Source organism: Paenibacillus sp. PAMC21692 (genome assembly GCF_014303795.1).
In the GTDB taxonomy this organism is placed as follows: Bacteria; Bacillota; Bacilli; order Paenibacillales; family Paenibacillaceae; genus Pristimantibacillus; species Pristimantibacillus agaridevorans.
Window position 1 is genome coordinate 7,312,072 of the sequence record NZ_CP060293.1, and the last position, 22,747, is coordinate 7,334,818.

Here is a 22,747-nt window from a genome sequence, read left to right on the forward strand (position 1 = left end):
CACAATACTACGATATTCGGCCGGGTATCGACAAACCGATTTCATCACTCCGAATGATGGACATCGGTCCGCAATTTGTACGACTTATACTCGCTTGGGGGTATGCCCTCCAGTTTCCGAAACATTCGGCTGAAGTAGGAAAGGCTTTCGAAGCCGACGCACGCGGCGATTTCTGTCAGCCTCATGTCCGTGTCGCGCAGCAGCATCTTCGCATGCCGGATACGGAAGCGGAGAATATATTCGTTCGGACTGATTCCGACGATTTTGCCGAATCGCGAAATGAAGTAATTCTGGCTTAAGTTTACGAGGGCCGCGAGGCTCGATATGGTCATTTTGGTATCATAATGCTGATGGATGTGGTCCAGAGCTCTTTGGATCGCAGGGTCGGACACGATCGCAGGACTGCTCCGGTCTGTCGCTTCGCGGAACAACGCGGTCAGCAGGCATTGGAAGTTGGCTTTGGAGGACAACATAAATCCAGGAGGCTCGAGCATGAATTCCTCGACTGTCGTCGTAAACAGCTTGCGAACCAAATTCGGATTTCTGGGTACAATTATTGAAGGAAGATCGACTACGGCTTCCTGGAAAACCGTTTCTCTGCCGTACCGCGCTACTTGCTCATCGGGATACAACGGCAGCAACGGCTCCTCCTGCGAGGGGAGCAGCATTTTGTAATGAATCCAGATGTAGTTGGCGGGCTGATCGGCGCTGATATGATGCGGTTGATGGGGCTGGAAGTGCACGACCCCATTCTCTCCGATCGTCGTTCGAAAATCGCTGCAGGTGACGACGACTTCGCCCTGAAGGACCATCATCAGCCAATGATAAGGAATTGTTCGGACGTAACATGCGAGCTCAGAGACGTAACGGGCCTGAAATAATCCGCTACTCATTTCACGTTGCGGATAACTCCAATGCCCGTCCCGGATCTCCCAACCTGCGTGATAGAGCATCGGAAGAAGTAAGTTGGCGGTAAGAAAGCGTTCTTGCGTGAAAATTAACTGATTATTGGCGTTCATATCCGGAATGCTCCCCGTGTTAGGATGATGTATTCGATGCAAATTTACGATGGTGTTTGTCCAGAACAACATCTTTTCTATTCGACATGGTTTTTGCAATATCCTTTAAAATTCAAAATGCCGTATCAGAGGGCGCGGAATGTGAGTTACGGATAAACGCCAGGTCCAATAATAATCGCCGCTGTACTTCAAATACTCCAAATGCTGAAACACCAATGACTTATCAAAAAGCCGTCTTCTCTCACAATCGAGTCCAAAGAACGAAAGAATTCCTCCAAAGCCAAATTTAAGCTACGCGAAATTTTATATAAATTGTCAATGGTTAGGTTTTTCTCTCCCCGCTCCACTTGCCCAATATATTTTTCACTCAATCCGGCGAGCTCACTCAATTGTTCCTAACTGAGTCCTTACGAATATGTCGAACTCGCTCCCCGAGCAGCTTAACATCAACCACCTCTAAAGAAAGCTTAACCGAGGTGCAAAGAAAATGACGCTGGGTTGATAGTTACCCAACGTCTTTTAACGTTGACTGTCTCGCCTGCTTCATAAGCTTCACTATCCACAAGCACCGAACCGCCTGTGCTTCCGTTTGCGTTATACGTCATCGTTTACGTTGGGTTCTCCGTGCACTGTGCATAAAGCGTGACGTTCGCTGCTCCCATCGTCAGTGTCGCGCCAGACGCATAGTTCGTGCCACTTCCGTTAGCCAGCGTATTCAGCCCGCGAACGTGTGGCCTGTCTTCACAGAGTGCCTTGCCCCAGCACGACAACTGCCTCGCCTGCTTCATACGTTTCACTGTCCACAGGTACCGAACCGCCAGTGTTTCCCCTCGTCCCCTTACTTTTTATTCGAATCAGGGCGCCGCGGATTGACCATGCCAAAGATATGATACGGTGTTATCCCATTTGCAAATAGGCTATCTATCAACTTGACCAATTCTTCCAACGATAGATCTTTGCCGTTGCGTATCCAAAGGCGAAACATAGATATTAATGTTGATATGTAAAATTCAATTATGTATGGTGCCAAGACATTATTTGTTGGAAAGTCCACAATCAATCTCTCAAAGGGAATTTCTCTTTTCAGGCGTTCAACAAAATGAACAGAACCATAGTCGCCCAAGAGGGCTTTAAGGACTGAAATCTCCTCCGCATTTTCCAAGCATTGAAGTGCATCTTGGAAAGTATGTGTAGAAAACTCTCTGCTTGCCATTTCCTCGTTAATGGATTTCATGACACGTTTTTCAACGTAGTCCAACAACTCATAGATATCCGTAAAGTATTGATAAAATGTACTGCGATTATATCCTGATTGGTTAGCAATCTCTTGAATCGATATTTTTTCAATTGGTTTTTGGCTATATAAATCACAAAATACATTTAACGTCAAACTGCATGAGGAGCTGAGCCCGAATTATGATCTCATTATTGTGAGTGTCAACACGGAACAACTTCCAGAAGCAGCACAATTACTATTAACTGTTGCCGGAACCACCCCTGTCCTACTATTCAATAACGTTTGGCAAGATTTGAAATCATCGATCTCACCATTGTCTATGAACAATGTTGTCTTTGAGTTTCCTGGAGCAGGAGGCGGCATCGCGGACAATAGGCTTAGAGGTGGCTTTTTGAAAATGCTATTTCTGGAAAAACCACGGGCAGGCACTGAACATATTAACAACAAGGTCAAAGAACTATTTGAAAGCGCCCATTTTAAAATTAGTTGGGTAAAGGATATGCAAAGCTGGCTATGGAATCACTTTGCCATGAATGCGGCTATGGAAACCGAGGTGTTGAGACGGGGAAGTTTTCCAGCACTCATGAATCATAGCGACTCATTCGCAAATGTTGGCAAGAATATGAGGGAAATTGTCCCTGTACTTAAAGCAAGAGGCGCAACCGCGACCTCTACCTCACCGTTTGATATGATGAGGGCTGTATTCAATTTTATTTACAAGAACATAATAGCGAACATTGAGAAGGGCAAACAATGGTATATAAAGTATATTAGCCTCACTCCCCGTGGACCGAATATGTATACTTAACAAAAAAAGAGAGCTTCTAAAGCTCTCTAAAGGCTGGATGGATTGACCCTTATTATTTCTTCGTTACTTGCTTGCCGGAATTCAGTTGCTCGCGTTCAGCATCCGTATAGTCGGCAATTTTATTTTTAGCTTTTACGCTGCTCACATTAATTTTGTACTCTTTTTTCAAGTAAGCATGCATTTTCTTCATATCCTCTTCATTAAGCTCCACCAATTGCTTCTCACCGTCGATTTGGGCAAGAATAATGCCGATTACTTCTCCAGCAAGTGAAGTATTCGCTTGAATACGAGCACTTCCGTAAGCTGCTGCTGTAGCACCTACGTTTTTACCAGCAACAATAACGTTCGCATAATCTTTCAAAATAAATGAACGCAGCGGCATACCGTATTTATCCGGATTTCCTAACCCTACGCCCCAAGGGCTGCTCTTTATCCCTTGATTATCGAGCGGATAACTCGCAATGCTCACGTTATCCCAGAACATTTCGCCGCCCATTACATCCGTAGCTTGCAGAATATAATCGGTTTCATAACGGTCAAAATCACGAATATACAAATAATCAGGGTAGCCGTTTACTTCGGCGTTTTCCCAGCCTGGAAGCATGTCACGCAAATGGTCAACAATTAGATCAGTCTCTTCCTGACCTAGTTTAACGGCTTCTGCAATACGCTCATTGTCAGATGGAACAACATCATAGATAAGCAACGCATTGATCAGTACCTCACCATTCAGTTGGTTCAATGCATTCAGACCACGCAAGAAAATATCGTCTCGTGTAGACTCATACTCTTTGCCCACATTGCCAAATCCCCAAGTAAATGTATCGGTTACAGTCGTTTCCCCTCCATATTTCTCAAAACGTTCTTCTTTTCCTTGTGCCATAACTTCACTCTTGAACTTATTCCAGTCTACGTCTTTAAATTTCATCATGATAGAGCTTGCCATATAATCAACATCTGGAGCATTAAAAATCGTTTCAACTCCTGGAAGACGTTTGCCGCCTAGTAAATGAGTCAAAGCAGTAAAGTCAGTGTTTTCCACAAAATAATCCGCCGTTACTGTCTTCTCTTCACCAGCTGCTGTTTTGTAAGTCAGACCGCTCACCTTCGTGCGACCGTTCTTCTCATCTTTTTCTTTCTTCACATCCACAATCGTAATGCCCAATTCCAACGGAATACCGTCCATCACTTCATTAAAATAGGTAGTAAAATGCTCAATATTGCGAATTTCTCCCTTTTTAAAACGATCAAATAATTTTTTAATGCGTCCTTGCGTCATTGTTTTCTGTGCATCATCCGTAGGCTCATCCAGAAACAGCATTTCTCCCTGTATCAATTGACCGCCCGGCTTTTCACGCGGATCAAGTACAAGGACAGACAGTCCTTCATCTTTAGCCGCTCTTGCCAAATACATGCCTTCAATCTCCGTACCGATAACAACAACATGTGCGTTTTTGCCTTCCGGTAAAGGTTTTGGATCTTTCTCTTTAATTGTCGCATTATCCGAAGCAACAGGCTTCTCTGTTCCTTGGCCGCCCTGCGAATTCGTTCCGTTCCCTGTACTGCATCCCCAAATAAAAACCAACACAAGTAATAACAATATTAGCTTCTTCACTTCCACACCTCATGTACTATCATTTAAATAGACTCAGAGTCTTTATCGTCGTCTTCTACATAAAGATTGCAAAGTCAACTTCATATAAAAGAACAAAAAGAAATAACTTCAACGCGCCTCCTTTCATGGGCTTGTTCCCATTCACTATACCATTTTTGTTTTCAGCTAGTTCATAATAAACTCTTATTATTCTTTTAAAAATTGTCTTAAGAATATTACCTTTTCCTTTAGATACATGAAAAGAACCCCTCGATTACATAATCAATAACTGTTGGTTTTTATTTCCGCCAATACACCTCAACTATTAGTCTTTCCTGACCAACAATGAGCAACACTCCACATGTGTTGTTTGGGACATGGGGACACACCGCCTTCTGTCAGGCCGATAGAAGTTGTACACCTCAACGTAATCGTAATCCTCGTCAATGTAAATTGATTTGCACCGGAACGCCTGCAACAGCCGTTGTCTGGGTGCTCATCGTCAGCTCCGTACCCGAATTATCGTTGATCCAGATTGGAGCGGATATCGACCAGTCCCCATCCGTCTGCTCAGAAGAGAACTACTCGTATGTAAATTTCTACTTGTACTCGATCGGATTAAAAACCCGCCCAGTTTCACATTGTTAAGAGACTTGGGCGGGATCTGTTAATCAAGCTGAAATTCGATTTCCTACCCTTTAACCGCGCCTATCATGACGCCTTTGACGAAATATTTTTGCAGAAAAGGATACAGCAGCAATATCGGCACAGTAGCCACGATGATCGTCGCGTATTTGATCGTTTCTCCGACTGGCATCTTGTCTCCGCCGCCGACGCTCGTCATCATCGAGTCTGTGTTGTTCGTAATCAAAATTTCTCTAAGCACGAGCTGCAGCGGGAACAACTCGCGGTCACGCAAATAAATCATCGCCCCGAACCACGCATTCCAATGCGCCACTCCGTAAAACAGCACCATCACAGCCACAACCGGCAGCGACAACGGGAGAACGACCCGGAACAAAATCGTAAAATCGTTCGCTCCGTCCATCCGCGCGGATTCTTCAAGGCCGGCAGGTATTGCCTGGAACGACGTTCTCATAATAATCAAGTTCCACGTACTGAGCAGCGAGGGTAAAATGATCGCCCAACGCGAATCGAGCAGTCCTAGATTGTTAACGAGCATATAGCTTGGAATAAGCCCGCCGGAAAAAAACATTGTAAAGACGATCATGAACATGATCGGATTTTTGAGCAGCACATTTTGCCGGGAAAGCCCGTATGCGCCGAAAGAGGTAAGCAAAATGTTCAGCGACGTGCCGACGGCGACGTAGAAAAGCGTATTCATATACCCCGTATAGATCATCGGATTATCGAACACCATCAGGTACGACTCCGCGCTCAAGCCGATCGGCCTGAACAAAAATCCTCTCGCTTGCATCAATGCCGCCGGATCGCTAAAAGAAGCGAAAAGCACGTATAGTAAAGGATAAAGCGCCGTCAGCGACAACAACGACAGCAGCAGCAAATTCACGGATTCGAAGACGGTCTCGCCGAAGCTTTGTCTAATTCGCACGTTCCTCCTCCTTACCATAGCTTATTTTCGCTCACTCGTTTGCTGAAGCTGTTGGCCAGGATGAGCAATGCGAAATTGATCAAGGAATTGAAAAGGCCGACTGCCGCGCTGTAGCTCATGTTTGTCTCCAAAATGCCCTTACGGTACACATATGTCCCAATCACATCTGCCGATTCGTACGTTGCGCTGTTATACATTAGCAATATTTTCTCATCGCCGACCGCCATCATCGAGCCGACTTTCAAAATAAACAAAATCACGATGATCGGAATCATGCCGGGAATCGTAATATGCACGATCTGCTTGAACCTTCCTGCTCCATCGACCTTCGCCGCTTCGTACAGCGTCGGATCGATATTGGCGATCGACGCCAAATAGACAATTGAGCCCCAGCCGATATGCTGCCAAATGCCAGAGCCGATATAGAGCGTCCGAAACCAACCTGGCTCACGAAGGAAAGGAATCTCGTCCAGTCCAAGCGAGGTCAGCAGGTGATTGACAAGACCGTCCGTGGCCAAGAAATCGGTCATCATCCCTACGACAACGACGATAGAGATGAAGTGCGGCATGTAAGTCAGCGATTGCACGGTCCGCTTGAACCTAGGCTGCCGTACCTCATTAAGCATGATGGCGAGCAAGATCGACGCGGGAAAAGCGAACAACAGCTCGTAAAGGCTGATCAGCACCGTATTGCGAACAATTCGGCCGAAGTAATAGCTGTCGAAAAACTGTTCGAAATATTTGAACCCGATCCACGGACTGTTCCACATTCCGCCTGAAAGCGAATAGTCCTTGAATGCGACTTGAATTCCATACATCGGCCCGTAATGAAACAGCAAATAGAAAGCCACGACGGGTGCAAGCATCAAATATACATACTTGTTCCGTTTCAGATCCTTCCCCAAGTTTGAAAGCATGCGAAAATCTCCTATCTTCCGTTACTTTAATCCGAATTAACGCGTGGATGAATCCGAGCAACCCGAGTTGACTTAGTTGACCTAGCAACCCGGGTTGCCCGTACCGACTCTCCTACTTGCCGGAATTATACCGATCCAGCGCGGCTTGCTGGATTTTGGTCGCTTCGTCGATCCCCATGCTTTTCAGCGTCTTGATGAAGTCGTTGAACGTATCGAGCGATTCTGCGCCCATGATATACTTCGTCACTTTCTCATCATAGAAGGTGTTCACGTCGTTCATGATCGAGGAGAACTTGGAGCTTTCGTCGGGTGTAAGCATCACGATAGGCATCAGCTTCTTGTTTTCCGGCTGCATCCACAGCTCGATCGCCTGCTTCTGCTGGGGCAATTGGGCATACTGCTCCATATAACGCCGATCTTGTACGAACGGTCCCGTCGAATACGCCCTTATATATCTTCCCATCGCATGGGATAGCGGAAGTCCGTCGGGATTTTTCATGATCAAATCGGAGTAGGTGGGATATCCATCCACCATGTTGTAGCTCTCGCCTTCGATGCCGAAGTTGAAGAGCATATGCCCTTCCGGCCCGTATGCATAATCGAGCCACTTGACGGTCGCCTCCGGGTTTTTATTCGAAGTCGTAATCGCCGTAGCCATTCCGTTATAAACAAAATCCTTCTGGCCGAGCTCCGGACGATCCCCCGCCTTAAGCACAGGATACGAAGCGGCAACGAGGTCGAACGATTTGTCTATGTCCTGCATCAGTCCCATATACTTACCGATCCCGCTACCGCTAAAGCCGATCATCGCGCCCAGTTGGTTCCCCGTAACCTTCGAGTCCTTCAGCTTTCCCTCCGTCGTTGCAAAATCTTTATCGATCAACCCTTCCTTATACCATTGGCTCATCTTTTTAATAAATTCCAGAAATTGCGGCTGAACCGCCCCGTACTTGACGACCCCGTCCTCTTGGTAAAAGCCTTTGGCCGTAATCCCCCAGGCGCCAACGAATGCATGGCTGTTGTTAATCCCGCTAAGCTCGAGCAGGAACGGAATTTCATCCGCCTTGCCGTTGCCGTTCGGGTCTTTCTCTTTAAAAGCGCGGAGTACAGTCTCCCACTCGTCAATCGTGGTCGGAACCTTCAAATTCAGTTTGTCGAGCCAGTCCTTGCGAAGAAACAGGCCCTGTGCGGTCAGCAAATAATCGTCGCCCCGAATAAACGGAAACGCATAAATATTGCCTTCTTCCGAGGTAATCATCTTCTTGATGTCCGGTCTTTCTTTAAGCAACTTCGAAAAATTAGGCGCATATTTCTCGATCAGCTCGTTCAAACGGATGATGCGCTTTTCCTTGATGTAGTTGTCAGCCCCCGGCACGACCTTCCCCCAATTGGCTTCCACTACATCCGTCATATTGCCGGACGTCATCATCAAGTTGAACTGGTCGTCCGAAGAGGGATGCATAAATTCCACCTTCGTCTTCGTAATTTCCTCCAGCTTCCGATATACGCCGACCTGAGACAAGTCCTTCAGCGTAGCGCTCACATTCGGATCCAAATAAACGAAATAACTCAGTTTGTCCGGATATCCGACCTCCGTCGTCTGCGACTGCCCGTCGACAGGTTTCTTTTCCGTTTCTTTGCCTGTCTCTTTCCCGCCGCTGCAGCCCGCCGCCATTAAAGCCGCCAGCAAAAGCGAGAGCGATGCCATCCCTATTTTTTTTGTACCCCTCAACATACTCGTGCCTCCCTGTGTGCTTTCCGCTATGATAACCGGCCGCCAGCCGATTTCATGAGTTAGCATATCGCGGCCGGCTTTGTTCGGATAGGATGAGGTTTATGCTTTCGTTAACGAATATTAAGAATGGACGCATTCATTATTTAATCTTCGTTAATAGAATTAGGCTGCCGCAGCTGCTCCCTGTATTTTCCGGGTGTAATGCCTTCGATTTTTTTGAAAACGCGATTCAAGCTAATGTTATTTCCGAACCCTGCCATTCCGGCAATCTGCGCCAAAGCAAGCGGAGACTCCGCCATGAGCCGCTTGGCCTCCTGCACCCGAACGTGCGCAATGTAGTCCGTAATGTTCTGTCCGCTCTGTCTTTTGAAGAAGGTAGATAAATATTGCGGGGTAATGTCCAGTTTCTCGGAAATGGTTGTCAGACTGAGCATGACGTCGTCGTAGTGTTCATCGATATGCTTCGTGATCGCGCTTAGCAGCCGGTCTCGATGGTCGGTTCTGCCCGCAGCGAGATAGTCACAGACCCCTATATACCAATCCAATGCGAGCATGTGCATCTCTTGAAACGTCTTGCAGTCGCCAAGCCGCAGAATCGGATTGATCCCGTCGCCGAATACCGAGCTGTACTCGATATTTAGGGAATGCAGCGTCTTGAGGAGCGTTCCGATGATTTCATAATATAGGCATCTGCCCATTTCCAGCGTAATGCTGTCAGCCTGCAAATTCGTTTCGTACAATTGGGCGAGCGTCTTCGCAATCTGCTCGTGCTCTCCGCTCTTCGTGAAATTCATCAACTGCACTTCCATTTCAACCGGGTAGTAGTAGTAGGCGGAAAGCTTCGTCTGAAGCGACTCGTAAAAAAGAATGCGGTTCTGCCTGGCAATGAGCTTGTAGTCGAGCGCCTTTCCCGCTTCCCTGAAGCAGTGTCCGAGCGAATCGACTCCTTCCCGCACGCCGCTTACCGCGATTGTTATGAACATCCGAAAACTGGTTTCCGCCGTTTGGCACAATTCCTCCGCAAAAGATCCGGCTGTTTCGCTTCCGTGCTCAGCCTGTCCCTCTTCATTCATCACGACAGCCAGACGCCTCTGGTCAAGCTCCAGCACGTATCCTCGACTGTCCAGCAGTTCTCCGGCAATGTTCCCGATTGCAAATCTTGCAAGAGCCCATTCCTTCTCGTTCTCTCCTTGGACAAAACGACTGCAGTCATTAATTTCCACGAGCAGCACGCGGAATCGGTTCGAAGCGAAACGGATGCCCATATCGGCCAAAGAACTTTCCGTTAACGACGAGGAATCCACCTGACCGCGAATCAGACGGCCCAAAAAATTGGCTTGCACTACGGCAGTTTTCTGCGTAAGCGCCGCTCTCAGCTTTTTCTCGTCGTTGAAAGCCGTTTGCATCGTTTCTTTAATAAAATCGAACTCGTTCCACGCATCGGTTTCCGTTATGCTTTTTTTGTTGCGAATAAGACTGACCAGCTCCTTGACCGGACTGTAGTTCCGGTAGGCCAGCAAATAAGAGATGACGGCTCCCCCGATCAAACAGAAGGCCAACAGGAAGAGCGCGCGCATTTTCAGTTCGTCGACGACCTCCAGAAATGCGTTTTTGGGCACGACCGTCATATACTTCCATCCGTTGCGATCGGAGGACGTGTAGGAAACCATCTGCGCCCGCCCTTCGGATTTCATTTCCGTCAAGCCGGAACGCTCGGTCAGCCTCGGAATGATCTCGCGGATCGAATTCGTCACTTCTCCGGTGTTCATCAATACTTCGTTACGGTCATTGACGATATATACCGATCCCTTGCTTCCCCATTCGATTTTTGCGAGAAGCTGTTTGAATTGCTGCTCGTCCACAAGAATGACAAGTGTCCCTTTATTTCCGGACATCGTATCGATCGGCAAAGATTGCACGAACGTAATCGCGTTACGGGTCATTCCGGCATGGCTAACCCGTTCCGCAGGCAAATAGCTTTTGTAATAGTTCGTTTCGAACAGGCGCCGTCTCCATTCACCCGCCGTCATATCTTCATAGCTCAGAGACAGTCGATAAAATGTTTCGGGAGATGTCTTCATATTCGCCGTGACGATTTGGTCGCCCTCTTTGACATACACGTAATAATCCAAAATCATGCTGTCCGCGTTGCGGAATTTTGTCAAATCCTGCATGAACTCGACGAACTTGTATTGATCCGCAGGACTTTCCGACGCGCCCTTGCTGAGCAGAAATTGCAGTCTCGCATTCAGCGTGATCTGCTCCGCCATATACTCGAGCTCCTTCAGCCTGTTGTCCGCAACCAACATGAGCTGTTCCATCATCACGAGGTTCGAGCGGTTTCCTTGATCGGTCATATTCCTCTCGATTTTCCCATACATGACGACCCCGATCGTGACCGGCAGCAAAAAAATAAGCAAATAGGATGAAAACAGCGTAATAAAAGCGCTATTTTTATTTTTGAGCAAGCTTCGTTTGGCAGCGCCCTGTCGCATATCATCTCTCCTCTATCCGCATCTCGTATAGCTGATTATACATCGGTTTCCAGCTATATTTCTCCAAATTTCGCAAATTTCCGCCCGAAAACGGCTCCGCGCTTCCTCATCCGTAACAAACACGAACCGCTATAGCTATCCACCCGAAGGATAGCCATAGCGGTTCACCCGCCTGAAGCGAGGCGCGCAGCCGCCGGCCGGCTATTCGCTTGCCGTGCGTCGAAGGGGAGGCCTGCTGCTGCCAAAGCGCTCCTAGCTCCTCATTGCTGCCTGCTTTTGCGAAGCTAATTGGTTACGTACACGATCATCGTTTCGCTTGCCGTCGATCCTTCCCCGTTCACAATCTCGCAGCGGTATGTATATGCGCCGGGCGCTTTATTGCGGATCGCGGTATGCGCGGACTGCGCCTGAGGCGTTTGCGGAGTCAGCGTTTGCGTATCGATCAGCACGTCGTTCTCGTACAAAAGATACGACGTACCGTTCGTTCCCCACCACATATTCATGCTGATTTGGTAATTGCCGTCGCCGTCCCAGTTGTCGTTCGCAAGAATCGGCTTGCCTGGCGCCGCTTCCTTGACGGTAATGGTAAGAACATCGCTTCGAGCGGAGCCGTATTCGTTAATTAATTCCGCATAGTAGCGATAAACGCCATTCTTCCGGTGCTTAACGGCGGAAATCGCGGATTGGGCATTCGGCGTCCGATCCGCCAAAAGCTGAATATCGATCTGAACGTCGTTCTCGTAAAGCTTGTAAATTGTGCCGTTGGCCCCCCACCACATATTCATCATGACGTTGTAGTTGCCGTCGCCGATGCCTGAATCGTATCCGTTGTCGCCGGACAGCACCGGCTTCGCGGGCATCCCCACATTTCCGTATACGTTATCCGTTACGGCAGACTTGATACGTAGATAAGGCTTGTTTCCCGCATGGTTAGGCCCGTTAAGAACGGTCATCAGCCCGATTCCGCTTTGCTTAAGCGCCAAGCTTGCCTTTCGGTCGCCCGCCGCCTGCGAACGGATGTAATCCGTCAAATCGATTTCGTGCCATTCCGCCGTTCCGGTAAAATGCTCCAACGCTAGCTGCTGCCCGACTGCCGGACTGTTGTTCCAATTTAACCCGGCCGCCGTCCAGCTATCTTCGGAGACCTCATGAACGCCCACGTCCACTTCGCTACCCTGCGAATCGTTCACTTGGCCGTAAACGTATAGCTTTGCTTCATATACGGCCGTCTGTACGGTGCTAAGGTCGAACTGTAAATACGATATCCGGTTGTAACCCGCGGCCCCGGCTTTAACGGCTAGTACCGTATCCTGAGAAAAATTCGTAACCGCATAATCCCCGTCGCGAACGTACGTCGCTTGAACCGGTTCGAGCTTGTTTTGGTCCTTGGACTCGAGGAAAAGGCTGGCCGTTTTCGCAAACCTGTCCTTCGTAACCCGGACGCTTACGCGTGCAATGCCGTCTCCGACGCCTTCCGCGATCCCTTGCGGCGATACGGCGACAATGCCGGGATGATCCGAGATATATTCCACCGTCGCCCCTACTAGATCCGCGGGCGTATTGTCGCTCATAAATGCTGCCGTGGCCAATTGTACCGCTTGGCCGATATCCAGCGACTCCTTCTCCGCGGAAAGCGTGACGCGCTGAAGACGGTTTGGCGTCGCCGGTACGGTGAACTCCCGGTCGTATACTTTCAATTCCGTTATGCTGTTGAATTTGTTCTGCGAATTTCCATAACCGATAATCCGCAAATATCTGGCCGTCTGATTGCCTATATTGTAATTTTCTGACTGCATCGATTTTCCGCTGCTCGTGCCGCTATATACCGTCGTCCATGCCTGCCCGTCGTTCGATACGGCGATATCGAAAACGGCCGACCGTTCATTCCCCTTGAACCATGCGATGGAAGCGCTCTTGAATGTCTTTGCGGAGCCGAAATCGTATTGTATCCATTGTCCGTCGCCTTCCGCGGACCAACGGGTGTTCAGATCGCCGTCCGCCACATTTGCCGGAACGTTTCCGTCGTCGCCGCTCGCCGTTATTGCCGCCGCAGGGACGGTTTCGATCGGTGCAGCTGCCCTGTCGATATGAACCGCATAGCGAGTTGCATCGGCTGCGCCCGGATCGGTTACTTCAATCCATGCCGTTCCGGGAATCGTGGCCGCTTGCGTGACGACGACTGCAGCGCCGGGATTAGCCGGCACGGCCTCGACATGCGGGACAATTGTTTCCTGCTCGGGAACAATTGCATCGTAGGTAAACGTATTCCCCGCGAATCCCGCAAGCGGAGTACTGCTAAGCGTAATCCCGCTCAATTCGGACAGCGTAAGCTGATCATTGGCCCAAGAGGACAATTGGGCAAGCTGCGGCAATACGGCCGGTGGCGTCTCCCACTCTCTTAACGGCACCATCAGCACGGCGAGTTGCAAGCTTTGCGTATTCTGCGAATGAATCGCCAGCTTGACGGCTCCCGCATTCGCGTTCTGGCCTTGGCCGGTCGGCGACTGCGGCAGCGGCTGTGCGTCCATTACTGTAAATTCGCCTTGCGCGGAGACGATTCTAGCCCATAAACGTTTGCCGTCCTGCCTCAATACAGCTGTTTTGCCTGCGGCATCGATCGATTCCACCTCGGCGGCCGTATTCATGAACCACCACATATCGGCGGGCGCGGCCATCTCAACCTCGTCCTGAATCAAAACCTGCCTCCTCTCGTCGAGCAGCTTGATCCCCCTTGCCGCCTTGCTCGCCCCAGCGTATAACGGCGTCAAATCGGCAATTGCGAACGCCTCGCGGTCATTCGAACGGAATGACGTTATTCGGGACGCTTTCAGAGGATCCTGATCAGCGGATGTTCCCGGGTTTACGACGAGCGTATTGCTTCCTTCCGCCCGGTTCCGGTAATAGGTCCAGCGCTGCGCATTCGCCGCCCCGCCGTCAAAATACCCGGGCAAATTATAATCGTCGCTCCATAACAGCGACCCCCAGCGGACGCCAAGCGCGTCAAGAACGAAGGAGCCGCCGTCCAAACGCTTATGGGCAGGGTCCTCATGAGCACCTTTAAAGCCGACAAAGAGCGCATTCGGATCCTCCCAGGAGCTGCGGAATGTCGCGGTTTCGACATTCGCGAAATAAGCGTCGCGCGGCATATTCGCCGCCTTCGGTCCGGTATACGCCATCGGCTTATACCATAACAGGCCTTGCGGCGCCGCGCTCTGGCTGCGGAACCATTGAAGCTCCGGCTTGTTGTACTGCCCGGCCATCCAGAACAGCTGCGGCGTTTGGGAAACGCCCGAGGTGCCATCGGCGAAATTGAACGTTTGATTGACCGGGCTATCCAGATAAATCGGGAAAAGTCCCGCCTCCTCGAGACCCGGTTTCAAGGTTTGGCCGAAATCCGTCCCGAGCGCCGTTTTCAAGCCGGCAAGGTGCACCGTCAAGTACTGCGTCGCATAGTCCCAATATCCGTATCCTTCATACCAGCCGCCATCGGGGGCCAACTGGGGAAGGACCGCTTGAATCGAATCCAGCCCCGTGCGCAAAAGTTCTTCGGCCACGAATCTGGCGGACGGCTCGTCGCCGATCGCCAGCGCTCCCATCGCAAGCCCTCCGTTGGAAACAAAATTCCAGTTTCCCAGCGCCACGGACCATCCTTCGCGATTGCGATAGCCGTCCAAGCCAGGGGTCAAGCCAAGCTGCAAAATGGCATCGCGAATCGTTTGCTTCCGCGCCTCACTGAAATAATCGTAAAACCAATCGTAACCGATCGCGACCCCGTGCGTCATTTCCGCCGTATCCAGAAAATGCCGCGGATTCCAATCCGGAAAGCCGGCGACGGCCTCCAGTTCCCTCCAGGCCCTTTCCGCGTAGACGGAATCTCCGCCAATGCGGTACACCATTCCCAGCGTGTACATCCGCTGTATAACCTCACGGCTCACTTCGAGCAGACGTAGACCATCGGGGGTCTCATACGTGACGACAGGCTCGTTAAGCAGCCGATCGGCCGCCTCCTTCACCTTCGTGTACCAGTCTGCAGCGCGGGTATCGGAAGCTACGAGCTGGCGGGTATACAGGAAATCACTCGCCGTTCCGAGCAGCCTGGGATGCTCGCTTCTCAGCATGTCGGTCAAATAAAGGCCCTGCGAAAGCTTTGCGCTGTCAAACCAAACCGTTCCCTTGGCCCCCCAAATGAAATATTCGACCATCACTTTTGCCGTACCGGCAGGCGTATGGAGATTGTGCGTCACCTTCGTCCAGTCGCGGGTGCCTTTCCAATCGCCGATATGAGTCGTATCGCCGATCTTCGCGCCGCCGGCATTGAACAAAATATAGCGAATCGTTACGCCTCTGTCATTCGAAACGATATTATCCGTTTTGAGCCAAACGCTCAGCTCGTAGTCTTTGTCACCCTGCACGTTCATCGTCTGATTGATGCTGGCTCTAGCCGAAGTGACGGCCCTCAACCTGGCGGAAGCGCTTCCATCTTTGTGCACGGCCGAATCGATTGAAATTTCAGGCGTGCCTTCCGGTACGAACTTTTGCCAATTAGCGGGAAAACCGTTTACCGCCGATTCGAAGCCGGGGTTGACGATCTGGTTCGCCGGTTCCCATGGTTTCGCGGTCGCTTCCGCCGCTTCCGCCGCTTGCGCCGTCCGCTCGCCCACTCCCGTATGCAGAAGTCCGCTGAACGCCGTAGCCACGACGATAACCGCCGTCAATACTTTCGCCAAATGTCCGCCAATCGAAGCCGAAAAGGACAACTTCATCTTTACCCCTCCTTGAACATATATGATCTTTGTTTCGACCCTAAATATAAAGGATGGCCCGCCCGAATCATAGTTCTTTTATTATGCACCGGCTAACGCTTCTAAAGATTGCCCATTAACATTTTTACATCTGCATATTCAAAATTATAGAATATCGAGGAGGCCTATGCTCATGCGCATAGGCCTCCCCCAGATCGGACGTGCTGAGCATATATCGGTAGGATACCGTGTCCGCCTCCATCACGTTTTGCTTATCGCAGCCGCTTAAAGTGTTGATGTAAATTCTTCTTTAGTTTAAGTATCTCAATATTATTTATTAGTGTGTTTTCATGTTTGGAATATGCCTGTAATAATTGATCAACGTATTGCATTCTTAATTCTTCATCTTCAATATCTAGTTTTAGCGAACTGTTCCGATCCCTCACAAGTAACAGGGACATGGAACTAGAATTGATTTACATAACCCTGTGCTCCACATTAGTTCCAGTAACCACTGTGGAACGCAAAAAAATTAAAGCCCAAGCGCCAATAGCGCCTGAGCTTCATCTGATAGGTAAATGTGGCTCTAGATCAACGCGTTCTCACCAGCGACACACAGCTCTCCACATGACTCGTCCAAGGGAACATATCCACCGGAGTCACTTCCACCGTCCGGTAACCGCCGTCCTCCAGGACGCGAAGGTCGCGTGCGAGCGTGGAGGGGTTGCAGCTGACGTAGACGACGCGTTCCGGCTGCATCTTCAGGATCGTTTCCAGCAGCGCGGAGTCGCAGCCCTTGCGCGGCGGGTCGACGACGATGACGTCGGCCGTGGCGCCTTCCTTGCGCCAGCGGGGGATGACGACCTCGGCGGGCCCTGCTTCGAAGGTGGCATTCTCGACGCCGTTCAGCGCCGCGTTGCGCTTGGCGTCTTCGATCGCTTCCGGTACGATCTCCACTCCGTATACATGGCCGGCCTTGCGTGCCAGGAACAGGCTGATCGTACCAATGCCGCAATAGGCGTCGATGACGTTCTCGTGGCCCGTCAGCGCGGCGTACTCGACGGCTTTGCCGTACAGGGCAACCGTCTGGGACGGGTTGACCTGATAGAAGGAACGCGCCGAGATGGCGAAGCGAATGCCGTCCAACTCGTCATAGATCACGTCGCTGCCCCACAGCGTGCGGGTTTCGTCGCCGAAGATGACGTTCGTGTTGCGCTCGTTAACGTTCTGCACGATGCTCTTAAGGCCCGGCAGCTCCGCGCGAAGCGACTCGATCCACTCCGGCTGGCGTGGCAAACGCTGTCCGTTGGTGACAAGGACAACCATGATTTCACCAGTAACGAAGCCGGTGCGCACCATGACATGGCGCAGTACGCCTTCTCCCGTCGTCTCGTCGTACGGCCTCACGCGCAGGTAACGCGCGATCCGCTTCACGACGCGCAGCGCCTCGTCGTTCCGATCATGCTGGATGAGGCAGTCGTCCATGTCGATGATGCGGTGCGTGCCGCGTTCGTAGAAACCTCCGACCAGCTCGCCGCTCGCGATTGCCGTTCCGATGGGCACGGCTGCCTTGTTGCGGTAGCGCCAAGGGTTCTCCATGCCGATCGTAGGATGGACGACGATGCCGCACTCTTCTCCATCCCCCGCAACCGTCAGCTTGCCGATTCGCGTCAGGTTGTCGATGACATGTTGCCTCTTCCAGGTCAACTGGGCCTTGTAATCGAAATGCTGAAGCTGGCAGCCGCCGCATTCTTCGTAAATATCGCAAGGTGGGTTCAGCCGATCCGCGCTTGCCGTTAGAAGCTCGTCCAGTTCGGCGTAGCCGTATTGTTTCTTCTGCTTCGTAACGCGCGCGCTGATCCGCTCGCCGGGCAAAGCACCGGGGACGAACAGCGTATAACCGTCGACTCGGCCGACGCCTTCTCCGTCATGAGTCATGCCGCTGACATCCAGCGTCACTTGCGCATGATGCGCAAAAGGTCCAGCCGGCGCCTTCGCGGAAGCTTCCCTCCCGCGACGTCCCGTTCCCGAATTTGCCGTGGCAGTCCCCGTAACCGCGGCAGTTCTCCCCTCGGCTCCGCGCCTGTCTAAGCCCATTCTCTGCTCGGATCCACGCTTGTCCCGTCCGCTTCCGCCACGTTTCCCGCCAGCCTGCGATCTACTGCCTTGCGACTTTGCACCATGGGCTCCCGCCTGCACTCTGCCGCCCTGCGGCTTCGCTCCTTGAGCCCCTGCCTGGCCTCTGCCCTTCTGTCCTTGCTTTGCTTTCTTCATAACACCGTTCTTCCTTCTCTTCCTGCCCGGCAGATCCGCGCCGCGCCTCTCAGCGAAAAACAGCTAGCCGAACGCGACTAGCTGTACACAGCGACTACCGGATAGGTTTATGTGGTCCGCGGCACGGGCCGCGGCGTTCTATTGTAGTGAGGTCTTTCCCTGTACCGAGGTTTTACTGATACGTCGACACTCCGCTTTCGTCCGCGAATATCCGAAGATGGGATGGAAGAACGGAGAAGGTGCACGGCAGCGCCCCGCCGTATTCGCCGTCGAGATTGATCTGCACGTAATCCGGCGTCTTCACCTTAAGCTCGTTCGTGCGGAAGTGGATGACATGCGAATCGCTCAAATGTTCGCCGCGCAACGCGAGCGTGACCAGCTTGATAAATTCGGCCAGGTTCATCCGCTTGATAAGCAAGACGTCCAGCAGCCCGTCGTCCAGCTTGGATTCCGGCGCAAGACGCTCGAAGCCTCCGACAGAGTTGCTGTTGCAGATGAGAAACATCATGAATTCGTCATGGAAATCGCCGACGCCGGCCGCTTCGAACTTCAGCTCCGTGGGACGCAGACGCGTCATTTTCTCCAGACCCTTCATATAATAGGCCAGTTGTCCGATCATCGTCTTAAGCTTGCTCGGCACGTCGTAGGTCAGCTCTGTCAAAGAGCCGCCCCCGGCAATGTTAATGAAGTAACGGTCATTGGCTTTGCCTACGTCGATGGGTCTCGTATATTGCCCGATAATGAGATCGCAGGCGTATTCCCAATGTTTCGGGATGCCGGTCGCTCTCGCGAAATCGTTTGTCGTGCCTACCGGAAGTATGCCAAGAGGCGGTCGATTCGGCTTGTTCGCCAGTCCGTTGATGACCTCGTACAACGTGCCGTCTCCGCCAGCCGCGATGATCATATCGTAGTCTCGATCGGCAGCGTCTGCCGCAGCGAGGGTCGCGTCTCCTTCGCCGATCGTCGCATGACAGGTCGCCTCGATCCCGCCCTGGTCAAGCCGCTGAAGAATGTCGGGAAGCCTGCGCTTCATCTCTTCCCTACCCGAAGTGGGGTTATAGATTAGTCTTGCCCGTTTCATCGAAACCTCGCTCCTCCTCATGAAATGTCTCCTGCTTATGTCAGGTATCCGCTGTCGCGCAGCCAATCCGTCATCTGTGCCTTTATCCATCGGGGTATAGCCGGATGGGGCAGCATCGCCCTGCCATTGTATCTGTAATTCAACCCTTGCAGTCTGGATGGGATAACGTGATTGCAAAAATACCCCGGGCTCAAAAACAACGGCACGACGATTACTTCGCGGTCCCGTTGTTCTGTTTGAAGCATCCTCAGCATGTCGGCCGCCATATCCGGCAGCAGCATGGCAGAATCAGCGCGTCCGAATCCGCCCAGCAGGCGCAGCCGTTCCGCAAGACCGGACAACCCCGCTTGCCAACGCTCGTGGAACACGGGCTCCTTGCTTCCGTGTCCGATAAGCAGCAAAGCCTCTCTGGCAGGGTCGGTAGATAACTCCGCAATATTCGCCAGCAGCAGCTCGGCAATCTCAGGATCGTCGTCGATCGGTTTCCCATAGGTTACGCGCGCATTTACGCGGAACGTCCCCAGATCGCCCTCCAGCTTCGACAGCGGCGGCAGACCGAAGGCTTGGCCGATCTCGTCCACATGCGTACTCCCCGATGAGACAAACAAAGGGACAACAAAAATATCGTTCACGCCTTGCCGTTCCAGCTCGTCGATGCCATCCTGGATCAACCTTCCCGCTACGATCTCCAGGAACGACGAAACGACGGGGACTTTGGCATCCATTGCAGCCGCATTCACCGCTTCGTCAACAAGCTTGATCCAGTTCTCCTCGCGCGAGCCGTGGCTAACGACCAATATGCCGGGTGTATGCATCCGAAACGCCCCCTTATTTGCCGAGACGCTCCAATGCCATCTTGTAACCGTCGTTGCCGTAATTGAGGCAACGCTTTACGCGAGAGATCGTTGCCGTGCTTGCGCCCGTCTCCGCTTCGATCTGGTTGTATGTACTCCCTTTGCCCAGCATGCGCGCTACTTCCAGGCGTTGAGACAAGGATTGGATTTCGTTTACCGTACAGAGATCGTCGAAGAAGACGTAACATTCCTCTACCGACTTCAAGGTAAGGATCGCCTCGAATAGTTGGTCAATTGCTTTATCGTTCAGCTTCTTCAGCTGCATGCGCATTCACTCCCATAGTCACTATAAATTCTATTGTATCCTTTTGTCGGCGTTTGTTCAAACACAACCGTTCCCCTTCGCTGTAATTAGGAAGAATGTACGGGCTAATAACTATAAATTTATTAGGGAATCGGGACATTCGTCCAATCCAAGCGTTTGCCTATGCCATAAGCTAGTAGAAAAGAAGGGTTGTGATCCGTTGTGAATCCTTATCAAACTCCCGGAGCTGGCGGGCGCGGCAACAGCCACGGGAACGGTACAAGGAACATGCAAGTCAGCGAACAAGGCTTCTCGCATCGACAAGGCCAAAGCATGCTGAACCGTCCATATAGCGGCTTGCATGGCGGCTTCCAATATGACGACATGCCAACAAGGCAGCATCAGCCGCAATCGTACCCGACATATCCCGTCATTGTCCACCAGGAATCACCGCGAGAGGGCCAGTCGAACCTGTTGCCAACCGTCTTGCCGCCGACGCAGAACAGTCTGCTGCCGGCTCCCCCACCGTCCTCAGGAGGAGGCGGCAAAGGGTTCTCGCTTGCGAATTTGCTCAAATACGCGAATCCAACCGAGATCAAAGGTTTTGTTGACCGTATGGGCGGGCTAGATGGCATTCTCTCGACGGTGACCAAGGTGCAGAAGGTCGTCGGAAGCGTCTCCCAGATGGCTCCGCTCATGAAAGTGTTTATGGGCTCCTTCGGCAAGAAATCCCAGCCTGCACCAATCGACAACGGAGGTTCCGGACTGTCTCGTCCGCGACCTCGCAAACGCCGCACCACTAACAGCGGAAGCGGAAGGAAGTCGTCAGTGAAACGCCAGAGCCGCCCGAGACGCAGAAGGTGAGAAAACCTCTATCGAGGCCTCTCGACGATGAGCGACCTCCAGCTTTGCAAAGCAAAGCCGCTTCGGAAGCATGAGGTAGGTTTTATCGCCAATAACAAATCCGTTTTCGAGGACCGAAAACTTATACTTTCTTATTTGGCAAAAAAAATGTAACGACACAAGGGACATTCCGATCATCGTCTAGTCCGGAGAGGATAACGATGAGGGAGTGTCCCTTGTTTGTTGAGAAAACCTCAATCGGGGCCTTTCGAAGAAGGCCGACCCCGTATAGAGGCAGGTTTGTGTTGAAGTGTTGTACGGCTCACAGGAACAATGTTTTGATGATCCAGAAGAAGAACATCGCAAGCACCGCCGTAATCGGGATCGTAATGAACCAGGCCACCACGATTCTGCCCGCTACGCCCCAGCGCACGGCCGAGAAACGTTTCGCGCTGCCTACGCCGAGAATCGAGGACGTAATGACATGCGTCGTGCTGACGGGAAGGTGGATTAACGTTGCCGTTAGGATAACAACAGCGGATCCGATATCAGCCGCGAAGCCGTTGATCGGCTCGATCTTGAATATCTTGGTACCCATCGTCTTGATGATCTTCCAGCCGCCGACTGAAGTACCGAGCGCCATCGCAGTTGCAGCGGAGAGCTGCACCCAAAACGGAATATGGTCCGTGTTTTCTTGGACCCCGGCAGCGACTAGCGCGAATACGATAATGCCCATCGCCTTCTGCGCATCGTTTGTACCGTGCGAGAACGATTGGAACATCGCCGTAATGACCTGTCCGCCCCGAAAGCCTTTGTTGATGGTATGCGGGCTACTTTTCGCGAACACGCGCTTAAGAATCCACATCAGCAGGAAGCCCATTGCGAACGCGATAAGCGGAGACAGAAGAAGTGCTTTTAGAATATCGATGAATCCGCTGGCATTCAGCGAATTCATACCCGCTCCCACGATTACCGCTCCGGCCAATGAACCGATGAGCGCGTGCGAGGACGAGGACGGAATGCCGAACCACCAAGTAATCAAGTTCCATGCAATAGCAGACAGCAAGGCGGCTATAACGATCTCGATGCCGAACTCCAGGTCTGCCGGGTTGGCCACGCCGCTGCCGATCATCTTGGCTACGCCCGTAAACGTAATCGCGCCGAGGAAGTTCATGACTGCCGCCATAAGGACGGCAAGTCTTGGCTTGATGGCGCGAGTCGATACCGAGGTCGCGATCGCATTGGCCGTGTCGTGGAACCCGTTAATAAAGTCGAAGGCTAGCGCCAGGAAAACGACGATCCATAATACATATATCTCCATGTGTACGACT

The 22,747-nt window shown here is 51.5% G+C and carries 16 protein-coding genes; 2 read left to right on the plus strand and 14 right to left on the minus strand.

Annotation, left to right across the window (positions count from 1 at the left end):
- Positions 1-44: 44 nt before the first annotated feature.
- From H7F31_RS29260 to H7F31_RS29270, 3 genes are all read right to left on the minus strand, one after another.
- Positions 45-1,019 carry an AraC family transcriptional regulator gene (locus H7F31_RS29260; protein WP_187101690.1) on the minus strand — a complete coding sequence of 325 codons (975 nt, stop codon included), beginning with the start codon at positions 1,017-1,019 and terminating at the stop codon, positions 45-47.
- Positions 1,020-1,207: 188 nt separating this feature from the next.
- A complete protein-coding gene (locus H7F31_RS34635) occupies positions 1,208-1,408 on the minus strand; it encodes a helix-turn-helix domain-containing protein (RefSeq protein ID WP_397373305.1) in 201 nt (66 codons plus the stop codon).
- Positions 1,409-1,857: 449 nt separating this feature from the next.
- Entirely contained in the window at positions 1,858-2,409 is a 552-nt protein-coding gene (locus H7F31_RS29270; protein WP_187101692.1) for a TetR/AcrR family transcriptional regulator, read from the minus strand.
- 40 nt (positions 2,410-2,449) lie between these two features.
- Here H7F31_RS29270 and H7F31_RS29275 point away from each other — a divergent pair, with 40 nt between their 5' ends.
- On the plus strand, positions 2,450-3,064 hold the full coding sequence (locus H7F31_RS29275) for a ketopantoate reductase family protein (RefSeq protein WP_261800171.1): 615 nt from the start codon (positions 2,450-2,452) through the stop codon (positions 3,062-3,064).
- A gap of 52 nt (positions 3,065-3,116) precedes the next feature.
- Here the strand turns inward: H7F31_RS29275 and H7F31_RS29280 are convergent, their stop codons facing one another.
- The 10 genes from H7F31_RS29280 to H7F31_RS29325 form a co-directional block, all read right to left on the minus strand.
- Entirely contained in the window at positions 3,117-4,679 is a 1,563-nt protein-coding gene (locus H7F31_RS29280) for an FAD-dependent oxidoreductase (protein WP_261800172.1), read from the minus strand.
- 670 nt (positions 4,680-5,349) lie between these two features.
- On the minus strand, positions 5,350-6,231 hold the full coding sequence (locus H7F31_RS29285) for a carbohydrate ABC transporter permease (protein WP_187101693.1): 882 nt from the start codon (positions 6,229-6,231) through the stop codon (positions 5,350-5,352).
- 11 nt (positions 6,232-6,242) lie between these two features.
- The gene (locus H7F31_RS29290) at positions 6,243-7,148 is read right to left on the minus strand and encodes an ABC transporter permease (RefSeq protein ID WP_187101694.1); all 906 of its coding nucleotides are present in this window, start codon (positions 7,146-7,148) and stop codon (positions 6,243-6,245) included.
- Between the two features lie 112 nt (positions 7,149-7,260).
- Positions 7,261-8,883 carry an extracellular solute-binding protein gene (locus H7F31_RS29295; protein ID WP_261800173.1) on the minus strand — a complete coding sequence of 541 codons (1,623 nt, stop codon included), beginning with the start codon at positions 8,881-8,883 and terminating at the stop codon, positions 7,261-7,263.
- A 143-nt stretch (positions 8,884-9,026) separates the two neighbouring features.
- Positions 9,027-11,378: an AraC family transcriptional regulator gene (locus tag H7F31_RS29300; protein ID WP_187101695.1), complete on the minus strand. Its 2,352-nt coding sequence runs from the start codon at positions 11,376-11,378 to the stop codon at positions 9,027-9,029.
- 284 nt (positions 11,379-11,662) lie between these two features.
- Positions 11,663-16,141, minus strand: a complete 4,479-nt coding sequence (locus tag H7F31_RS29305; RefSeq protein WP_187101696.1) for a CBM96 family carbohydrate-binding protein — start codon at positions 16,139-16,141, stop codon at positions 11,663-11,665.
- A gap of 570 nt (positions 16,142-16,711) precedes the next feature.
- Positions 16,712-18,394, minus strand: coding sequence for a 23S rRNA (uracil(1939)-C(5))-methyltransferase RlmD (gene rlmD / locus H7F31_RS29310; protein ID WP_261800174.1), 1,683 nt, complete (start codon positions 18,392-18,394; stop codon positions 16,712-16,714).
- 172 nt (positions 18,395-18,566) lie between these two features.
- Entirely contained in the window at positions 18,567-19,475 is a 909-nt protein-coding gene (locus H7F31_RS29315; protein WP_187101697.1) for a diacylglycerol kinase, read from the minus strand.
- 35 nt (positions 19,476-19,510) lie between these two features.
- Positions 19,511-20,290, minus strand: a complete 780-nt coding sequence (locus H7F31_RS29320; RefSeq protein WP_187101698.1) for a sirohydrochlorin chelatase — start codon at positions 20,288-20,290, stop codon at positions 19,511-19,513.
- 13 nt (positions 20,291-20,303) lie between these two features.
- Entirely contained in the window at positions 20,304-20,594 is a 291-nt protein-coding gene (locus H7F31_RS29325) for a YerC/YecD family TrpR-related protein (RefSeq protein WP_087571445.1), read from the minus strand.
- 201 nt (positions 20,595-20,795) lie between these two features.
- On the opposite strand from H7F31_RS29325, the gene H7F31_RS29330 reads away from it, so the two are divergent.
- The gene (locus tag H7F31_RS29330) at positions 20,796-21,437 is read left to right on the plus strand and encodes a hypothetical protein (RefSeq protein WP_187101699.1); all 642 of its coding nucleotides are present in this window, start codon (positions 20,796-20,798) and stop codon (positions 21,435-21,437) included.
- A gap of 301 nt (positions 21,438-21,738) precedes the next feature.
- Here the strand turns inward: H7F31_RS29330 and H7F31_RS29335 are convergent, their stop codons facing one another.
- Entirely contained in the window at positions 21,739-22,737 is a 999-nt protein-coding gene (locus H7F31_RS29335; RefSeq protein WP_187101700.1) for an inorganic phosphate transporter, read from the minus strand.
- Positions 22,738-22,747: the final 10 nt, after the last annotated feature.